This is a genomic window from uncultured Methylobacterium sp. (assembly GCF_964242245.1).
Lineage (GTDB): Bacteria > Pseudomonadota > Alphaproteobacteria > Rhizobiales > Beijerinckiaceae > Methylobacterium.
In genome coordinates this window covers 1-8,002 of record NZ_CAXTBY010000143.1, presented here as the reverse complement: position 1 = coordinate 8,002, position 8,002 = coordinate 1, and the positions used below count along the sequence as shown (strand labels likewise).

The window sequence follows — 8,002 nt, the reverse complement described above, 5'->3', positions numbered from 1 at the left end:
GAGATCGAGACGATGAAGATCGCGAGCCCCGGCAGCGCCGCGACCGCCGGGTTGACGTAGATCGCGGTACGCAGCGTGTTGAGCATCAGCCCCCATTCCGGCTCGGGCGGGCGCACGCCGAGGCCGAGGAAGGAGAGGCCCGAGGCCAGGATCATCGAGACCGAGATCAGCCCGGTCGAGTAGACGAAGATCGGCCCGACCACGTTGCCGAGCACCTGCACCCGCATGATCGTCAGCGCCGAGGCGCCCGAGAGGCGCGCCGCGTCGATGTAGTCGCGCGACCGGATGCCGGTGGTCACGCTCTCGGAGACGCGGGCGATCTGGGGCACGAACACGCAGGTCAGCGAGACGATGGCGTTGAAGATGCCCGCGCCGAGCGCCCCCGAGAGCGCGATGGCGAGCAGCACGGAAGGGAAGGCGAAGAACACGTCGATGGTGCGCATCAGGATCGTGTTGGTCCAGCCGCCGACGTAGCCGGCCAGGATGCCGATGGACGCGCCGATGACGAAGGCGATCAGCACCGGCGTCACGCCCATGAACAGCGACAGCCGCGCCCCCATCATCAGGCGGCTCACCATGTCGCGCCCGAGCTCGTCCGAGCCGAGCCAGTAGGTCGCGTCGCCCACGGGCTTCAGGCGCCGCAGCATCGAGCCGCGATAGGGGTCCATCGGCGTGATCCACGGGGAGAACACCGCGATCAGGACGATGGCCAGGATGACAGTGCCGGCGGCGATCGCCACGGGGTCGCGCACCAGCCGGTGGCCGACATGGCCCCAGTAGCCCCGCGAGGCGGAGAACGCCGCCGGCTCGGTCTGCGCGGAGGCCGGGGCGACGCCCCCGTCGAGGGCCATGGTCGCGGCGGTGACGGGTGCGGTCATGGGATCATGCTCTCCCTTGTGATCACGCCCGCTCGATGCGCGGATCGAGGGCGGTCTGCATCACGTCGACCAGGAGGTTGAGCGCCACGAAGAACATCGCCAGCACCAGGATCGAGCCCTGGAGCAGGGGCAGGTCGCGCTGGAAGATCGCCGCGTTGAGCAGGAAGCCGGTGCCGGGCCACGCGAACACGGTCTCGATCAGGATCGAGCCGCCGAGCAGGTAGCCGAGCTGCAGCCCCATGATCGCGAGCGCCGTGGGAGCGGCGTTGCGCACCACGTGCCGGAACACCCCGACCTCGTCGAGGCCCTTGGCCCGCAGCGCCTCGACGAAGTCCTGGGCGAGGATGTCGGCCACCAGCGCCCGCACGGTGCGGGCGATGATGCCCATCGGGATCACCGACATCGTCACCGCGGGCAGGATGATGAAGCGCAGGTGCTCGAAGTCCGGCCGCCAGTTGCCGGAGCCGTCCGGGCCCGCCCCCGTCGGCGGCAGCCAGCCGAGCTGGGCCGAGAACACGATCACCATGACCATGCCGAGCCAGTAATGCGGCACCGACACGCCGAAGACCGAGATGGCGGACGCGATCCGGTCGAGGATCGAGTTGCGGTGGTAGCCGGCCACGAACCCGAACAGGGTGCCGAAGGTGAAGCCGATCAGCGTCGCGACGGAGGCGAGGATCAGGCTGTTGACCACCGCGCGGGAGACCTCGCCGAGCACCGGGCGCCCGGTGGCGATCGAGACGCCGAGGTCGCCGTGGAACACGTGCCAGAGCCAGATCGCGTACTGCACCGGGAGCGGCTTGTCGAAGCCGTAGGCGGCCCGCATCTCGTCGATCGTCGCCTGCGTCGCGTCCGCGGGCAGGATCGCGCTCAAGGGGTCGCCCGGCGCCAAGTGCACCAGCAGGAAGCACACGACGCTGACGCCGAAGGCGACGGGCGTCACGTAGACGAGGCGCTTGAGGATGTAGAGCAGCATCGCGTCCAGGGTTTCCTTATTCCGATTCCAAGGTTGGGCGCGTCGTTTCCCTCTCTCGCAGAGGGGGTTAGTCGATGGACACATCTCACCGGTCGCGGCGAGAACCTCGCCTTAATCCGCTCCAACCCCGTCATCCCGGGGCTGCGAAGCAGAACCCGGGATCCATAGCCGCCGCCGGCGCCTTCGCTTGCCGCCTCGGCGGTTCTGGATTCCGGGTTCGCCTGCGGCGCCCCGGAATGACTGCGGAGGGTTTTCCTCGCGGTTCTAAGACGTGTGAATCCGCAAGCCCGGACGTGAGAAGGAGAGGCGGCCCCCTACCGCCCCGCCGTCGCGATGGTGATCGGCGAGAAATCCTGGAACCAGTTCTGCGCCTGGACGAAGCCCTTCACCTTGGGGCTCATCGCCCGCGGGTTCACGTCGTGGGTGACCATGAGGAACAGCGCGTCGTCGACGAACTTCTCGTGGATCTTCTCCAGCACCGCGGTCTGCTCGGACTTGTCGAACGCGTTGCGGACCTGATCGAACATCGTGTCCATCGCCGGGTCCGCGTAAGAACCCCAGTTGGTGCCGTTCGGCGGGGCGAAGGTGCTCTGGAGGTGGCGGATGAAGCCGGTGAAGGGGTCCTGGATGAAGTAGGTGTAGTTGATCGCCGTGACGCCGCGGGCGATGTCGGCCTTGGCGCCGGCGCGCCAGATGTTGATCAGCGTGTTCCACTCGACCACCTCGAAGTCGACCTGGATGCCGACCTCGGCGAGGTTCTGCTGCACGAACTCGTTCATCGGCAGCGGCTGCATCTGCCCGGAGCCCGAGGCCGAGATCCCGATCTTGGTCTTGAGCGGCTTGTTCGGGCCGTAGCCGGCCTCGGCCAGCAGTTTCTTGGCGGCCGCCGGATCGTACTTCACCTGGAAGGTCGGGTGGCCGAACCATTGGTGGCCGGGCGGGAAGAAGCCGGTCGCCGGCACCGCGAGCCCCCCGAGCAGCTCCTTCAGCCCGTCGCGGTCGATGGCGAGGTTCGCCGCCTTGCGCACCCGGATGTCGTTCCAGGGCGAGCCCTCGACGCGGGACAGGTGCCACGTCCAGTTGTGCGGATAGGTGTTGGTGACGATGGTGAAGCCCGCCCCTTTGAGCGAGGCGACGGCGTCGGGCGCGGGCGCCTCGATCCAGTCGACCTGACCGGAGCGGAGGGCGGCGACGCGGGCGTTGGCCTCGGGCAGCGGCACCAGCACGAGCTTGTCGAGCTTGGGCACCCGGCCCTTGTCCCAGTAGTTCGCGTTGGGGACCATCTCGGCGCGCTCGCGCGGCGCGAACAGGGTCATCTTCCACGGCCCGGTGCCGGACGGCGTCTTGGCGAAGGCGTCCCAGCTTTTTCCCAGCTTCTCCCACTGCGCGGGCGAGGACATCATCACCCAGGCGATCTGGTAGGGCAGCGTCGCGTCCGGCGCCTTGGTGACGATCTCGACGGTCAGGGGATCGACCGCCTTGTAGCGCGCCACCGCCGGGATGCGGGTGCGCCCCTGGGCCGACTGGCGCGGGTCGTACTGGGGGCAATCGTTCTTCAGGAGCTTGTCGAGGTTCCACACCACGGCATCCGCCGTGAAGTCCGAGCCGTCGTGGAATTTCACGCCGCTCCTCAGCTTGAACGTCCACTTGGTCTTGTCCGTCGCGTCCACGGTCCAGCTCTCGGCCAGCCCCGGCGCGAGGTCGGAGGGCTTGGTCGCCGAGGACAGGTCCCAGTTGATGAGCCCGTCGTAGACCGTGTAGCCCGTGAAGCGCATGCCCTCGCCGCCGTTGTCGGCCTGCCCCGTGGTCAGCGGGATGTCGGAGGCGGTCATGCCGATCCGCAGAACCCCTTGCGCGAGGGCCGCGGAGCCCGCGAGCGTCAGGGCGCCGGCGAGCGCCGCACGAACGGCGAATGTCTTCATCGGGCGGGACAGCATGTCGGGCGGGTGTGCTCCGTGGGCCGGGCGCCCGTTTCCGAGCGTCCCTGGGGGACAGCCGCCATCATGCAAGCGCGCGGCCAGTCCGGAGCGACGCTAAGACGGCCGATTCCGGCAAAGGCTGCCGACGCATCCCCTCCTCCGCAGAGGCTTGCCGGTTCACCCATCCCGAGAACGGCGCTATGCCGATCGGGCGAGGCGCCGGGCGGCCCCCTCTCCCAGGGGGAGAGGGATGGGGTGAGGGGCGTGCCGCATCCGGACAGTTCTCATCCCTCACCCTGTCCCTCTCCCGCGCGGGGTTGCGGGACCCGAGCCTGTCCTGATCGCGTAGGGCGATATGTAGATCCGCAAGCCTGAAGCGGAGAGAGGGAAGGCGCGTCCGGCCCTACCCCTCGATCACGCTCACATGCGCGGCCACCACCCGCCAGCCGTCGGCGAACCGCACCCAGGTCTGGCTCTGGCGCCCGATCCGGCCCGGCGCGCCCGGGCGGTGGAACAGGGTCATCGCGGTGGCGCAGTCCCGGCCGTAGGTGGTGATGACGGTCTCCGACAGCGTGCGGGCGAGCCCTTGCGCCGAGCGCGCCCGGCGGAAGGCGCGGATCGCGTCCATGCCGTAGAGGTTCTCCCCGATGCCGTAGCGGATGGTGCGGGGATCGTCGCGGAACAGCGCCTCCAGGGTCGGCACGTCGTTGTCCACGAGCGCCGCCTCGTAGGCCCGGAACGCCGCCTCGACTTCGGCCTTCACGGTCGCGTCGTCGATCACCATCAGCCGACCTCCGCGATCGGAGCGCGCACCGTGCCGGCCCGCTCCAGCACGCGGGCGACCCGGAGCGCCACGTCCTCGCGCCACGGGGCGGCGATGACCTGCACGCCGAGCGGCAGCCCGCCGTCGAGCCACACCGGGACCGCCACGACCGGCAGGCCGATGAACGAGATCGGCTGCGTGAACACGCCGACATTGGCCCGCACCGGCAGGCTGACGCCGTCGAGGGTGAAGTGCGTCTGCCCGCGCCGGGGCGCCCGGCACGGGGTGGCTGGCGCCAGGATCACGTCCACCGTCTCGAACAGGTCGGCGACCGCCCCCCGGTACCAGCGGCGGAAGCGCTGCGCCCGCTCGACCCAGGGCGCCGGCAGCATCGCCCCGGCGATCAGCCGGTCCCGCACCGCCGGATCGAAGTTCTGGGGCTGTTCCCGAAGGCGGTCGAGGTGGAGGGCGGCCCCTTCGGCCGCGGTGATGAGGTAGGCGGCGGCGCGAGCCCGCGCCGCCTCCGGGATCTCGACGGTGCGCGTCGCGCCGAGCGCGCGGGCCACCACCTGCACCGCTTCGAACGCCTCCGCGTCGCCGCTGCGGGCGAAGTAGCCGCCGGCCACCGCGATGCGCAGGTTCCCGAGGCCCGCTTCGAGGCCCCGCGAGGCGGGCTCCGTGGCCCGCATGGTCGCGGCCGGATCGTCGGGGTCGGCGCCCTGCATCGCGTCGTAGGCGGTGGCGAGGTCGGTGACGCTGCGCGCCATCGGCCCGAGATGGTCGAGGCTGCCCACGAACGGGAAGCTGCCGGCCCGCGTCAGGCGCCCGTAGGTGGGCTTCAGGCCGAAGCAGCCGCAGAAGGCCGAGGGCACCCGGATCGAGCCGTTGGTGTCCGAGCCCAGCGCCAGCGGCACGAGGCCGGCCGCCACCGCCGCGCCGGACCCGCCGGACGAGCCGCCGGACATGTGATCGGGGGCGTGCGGGTTGCGGCTGTCGCCGTCGTGGACGTTCTCGCCGGTGAAGTCGTAGGCGTACTCGCCCATGTTGAGCGCGCCGACGAGGATGGCGCCCGCCGCCTCCAGGCGCCGCACCAGGGCGCCGTCGCGGGGCGCCGGCGCCCGGCCGCGGTTGATCTTCGAGCCCGCCCGCGTCGGCAGGCCCGCGACGTCGATCAGGTTCTTGACCGCGAACGGCACGCCGGCGAGCGGCCCCGCGGGTTCGCCCCGCGCGATGGCCGCGTCGAGGGCGTCCGCGGCGGCGCGCGCCCGTTCCACGGTCACGTCGGTGAAGGCGTTGACGCCCGGATCCACCCGCCCGATCCGAGCCAGGGCCGCCTCGGTCACGGCACGGGCGCTCGTGCGCCGCTGCCCGACTGCGGCCGCGATGGCCGCCGCGTCGGCGCAGGCCCAGTCCGTCCCCGTCATCGGCTCAGGCTCCGAAGACCGGCGCGGCCTCGGCCTCGTCGGGCAGCACGAACCCGTCGATGAGGGCGGCGGCGGCTGCCAGGACCCGCAGGTTGGCCGCGATCGGGTCGATCCAGGCGGGATCGAGGACGAGGCCGAGCAGGGGCGCCGCCACGGCGGCGTAGGCAGGCGGATCCCAACGCGGGTCGGCGGACGCGACGGCCCTTCCCTCTCCCGGATCGGTCACGGTCGGTTCGGCCATCACGCTATCGCTCCGGGTGTCTGCGGCGCCAAGCTGCGGCGACTCCGGACCGGTCTCCGCGGAAGACCGTCCGGCACCCTCGCGCCCGCCGGATGCGGCCGGGCCGCTCCGCACGGGGCATCATGTCCGTCGGCGCGGAAAAACACGAGACCCGGTCCGGGCTCGGAACTGCCCGAATATTCCGCACGGACTGGCGTCGACGCGGGCAGGCGGCGACCTCGGCCGCGGGGCATCCCGCTCCGCGGCGCGCATCGCCGCCGGTCGGAGCCGGGTAGGCCGGGCGGGCATCGACGGCCGAAGGCTTCAAGAACCTCGTACCGTGCGCGCTGGCCGGCATGGTCATCGCCTGGATCGCCGCGATGCTCGTCCTCGACGTCCCGCTCGCCGCCGCCTTCGGCCTGCCGGTCCGGGCGGCGATCGTCGTCGGTGCGACCACCGCCCGCCTCGCGCTGATCGCGCGCATCAAGCTGTTCCCGGCGATTCCCGCGACCGTGATCGGCTGCGCGGTGACCTCAGCCTATCTCCCGCAGACGCCGGAACGGGGCTCCACCGCCAACCTGACCGGCGTGTCGCCGAACAATCCTCCGGTCTGCATCACGTCCCAGTCCTGGTCGCGGCGGCCTTCGGGATCGTCACCCTGAACCTTGCCGGGCGGCGCCGGATCGGGCGTCTGCGTTCGCACGCGATCCCCACACGGCCCGGCGCGCGCGAACGATACCGCTGGCGGCTGCCGCCCGCGGCGCGTCCGGATGCCGACGGGTTCGTCGCCCGGCTGACCGGCCCTTTCGCATCAGGGCGTCGGCTCAGGTCCGCGGGCCTGCCGTCTCGTCCGGCGGCGCGAGCGTCACCGGCGCGATGGCCGCGAACACGCAATCCGCCTCCGTTCCGTCCTCGTGGACGAGCATCGCGAAGGTGCCGGGCTCGGTCGCGGTCATCATGTGCGCGTGCCACGCCCCGGCGCGGTAGTTGATGCCGGCGTGGCCCGGCACCCGGAACGCGCGGAGCGCGGCCTCGTCCGGCCGCCCGTCCCGGTCGGGCGCCACCACCACGAGGTAGCTCCCGACCGCGAGCGGCAGGAAGGCCTGGCTCGAATGCGGGTGCCGCTCCATCCGCGTCAGCGGCATGAGCCCGGAAGACGGCTCGCTGCGGACCAGGGCGACGTTGAGGGGCACGCCGGCGCGACCGTTCTCGATCGCGGCCGCCCGGTCCTGGCGCGGGCCGAGGGCGGGCGCGACGAGCAGGTCGCCGAACGGCGCGAAGGCGTCCGTGGCGATGGGTTCGATCGGGATCGTGCGCATGGGGCCTCGGGTTTCCGGCGAAGTCGGCCGGGGGCAGGATGCGTGCCTGCGCCGTGGGACTGCATGGGTTGGAGACCGCATGGGTCGTCGTCTCCGCGCGGAAAGATCCGCCGGAGGCATGGCTGGGGCGAAGGGTGACGCGGGACGCCGCGGAACCACGAGGGGCAGTGAGGTCGAGGCCGGTTCCCCGGCGTCCCGCGGCTCCGGACCTGTCGGGGTCCGGGGCCGATGCTTGCGTCGCGGTGTCTTGTCCGACGTACTCCCGTCCTGTCGAGCGTGCTGCCGGGGTTCAAGACGCGGTCTTGCCCCCGGGGCTTCCGTCACGGGGTGCCCCCTACCCCGCCTCGTAATGGGCGGGGCAGCAGTGTCTGTTCCGGCATCCGAGAGCAGGGTCGGCGGCCACGGCATTTCCTCCGTGGTCCTGAACGAACCGCCCGTGTCCCAGAGCCCGGCGCGTCGGGCCGTCGCCCGGGGCGGTGGCGGCTGAGCCACCGACGCGGGCA

The 8,002-nt window shown here is 71.6% G+C and carries 7 protein-coding genes and 1 pseudogene; 1 reads left to right on the top strand and 7 read right to left on the bottom strand.

From position 1 onward, the window contains the following. The 6 genes from ACFE8Y_RS19545 to ACFE8Y_RS19520 all read right to left on the bottom strand — a co-directional run. A partial coding sequence (locus ACFE8Y_RS19545) for an ABC transporter permease (protein ID WP_375466040.1) occupies positions 1 to 878 on the bottom strand: 878 nt, incomplete at its 3' end. 22 nt (positions 879 to 900) lie between these two features. Next, positions 901 to 1,854, bottom strand: a complete 954-nt coding sequence (locus ACFE8Y_RS19540; RefSeq protein ID WP_375466039.1) for an ABC transporter permease — start codon at positions 1,852 to 1,854, stop codon at positions 901 to 903. 314 nt (positions 1,855 to 2,168) lie between these two features. After that, the gene (locus ACFE8Y_RS19535; RefSeq protein WP_375466038.1) at positions 2,169 to 3,776 is read right to left on the bottom strand and encodes an ABC transporter substrate-binding protein; all 1,608 of its coding nucleotides are present in this window, start codon (positions 3,774 to 3,776) and stop codon (positions 2,169 to 2,171) included. A 400-nt stretch (positions 3,777 to 4,176) separates the two neighbouring features. Next, complete coding sequence (gene hpxZ / locus ACFE8Y_RS19530; RefSeq protein ID WP_375466037.1) at positions 4,177 to 4,557, bottom strand: oxalurate catabolism protein HpxZ; 381 nt, start codon at positions 4,555 to 4,557, stop codon at positions 4,177 to 4,179. Next, positions 4,557 to 5,960: an AtzE family amidohydrolase gene (locus ACFE8Y_RS19525; protein WP_375466036.1), complete on the bottom strand. Its 1,404-nt coding sequence runs from the start codon at positions 5,958 to 5,960 to the stop codon at positions 4,557 to 4,559. The genes hpxZ and ACFE8Y_RS19525 overlap by 1 nt, the downstream gene beginning before the upstream one ends. Positions 5,961 to 5,964: 4 nt before the next feature. Further along, positions 5,965 to 6,201, bottom strand: a complete 237-nt coding sequence (locus ACFE8Y_RS19520; protein ID WP_375466035.1) for an AtzG-like protein — start codon at positions 6,199 to 6,201, stop codon at positions 5,965 to 5,967. A 299-nt stretch (positions 6,202 to 6,500) separates the two neighbouring features. Here ACFE8Y_RS19520 and ACFE8Y_RS19515 point away from each other — a divergent pair. Then, positions 6,501 to 6,842, top strand: a pseudogene (locus ACFE8Y_RS19515) (DUF1097 domain-containing protein); the annotation flags it as partial. Positions 6,843 to 7,004: 162 nt separating this feature from the next. Here the strand turns inward: ACFE8Y_RS19515 and ACFE8Y_RS19510 are convergent. Beyond that, positions 7,005 to 7,499 carry an ureidoglycolate lyase gene (locus ACFE8Y_RS19510; protein ID WP_375466034.1) on the bottom strand — a complete coding sequence of 165 codons (495 nt, stop codon included), beginning with the start codon at positions 7,497 to 7,499 and terminating at the stop codon, positions 7,005 to 7,007. Positions 7,500 to 8,002 lie beyond the last annotated feature (503 nt).

Excerpts from the sequence above, each read along its gene's own strand:
- hpxZ (WP_375466037.1), bottom strand. The coding sequence starts at position 4,557 with ATGGTGATCGACGACGCGACCGTGAAGGCCGAAGTCGAGGCGGCGTTC.
- ACFE8Y_RS19540 (WP_375466039.1), bottom strand. The coding sequence starts at position 1,854 with ATGCTGCTCTACATCCTCAAGCGCCTCGTCTACGTGACGCCCGTCGCC.
- ACFE8Y_RS19520 (WP_375466035.1), bottom strand. The coding sequence starts at position 6,201 with ATGGCCGAACCGACCGTGACCGATCCGGGAGAGGGAAGGGCCGTCGCG.
- ACFE8Y_RS19525 (WP_375466036.1), bottom strand. The coding sequence starts at position 5,960 with ATGACGGGGACGGACTGGGCCTGCGCCGACGCGGCGGCCATCGCGGCC.
- ACFE8Y_RS19535 (WP_375466038.1), bottom strand. The coding sequence starts at position 3,776 with ATGAAGACATTCGCCGTTCGTGCGGCGCTCGCCGGCGCCCTGACGCTC.
- ACFE8Y_RS19510 (WP_375466034.1), bottom strand. The coding sequence starts at position 7,499 with ATGCGCACGATCCCGATCGAACCCATCGCCACGGACGCCTTCGCGCCG.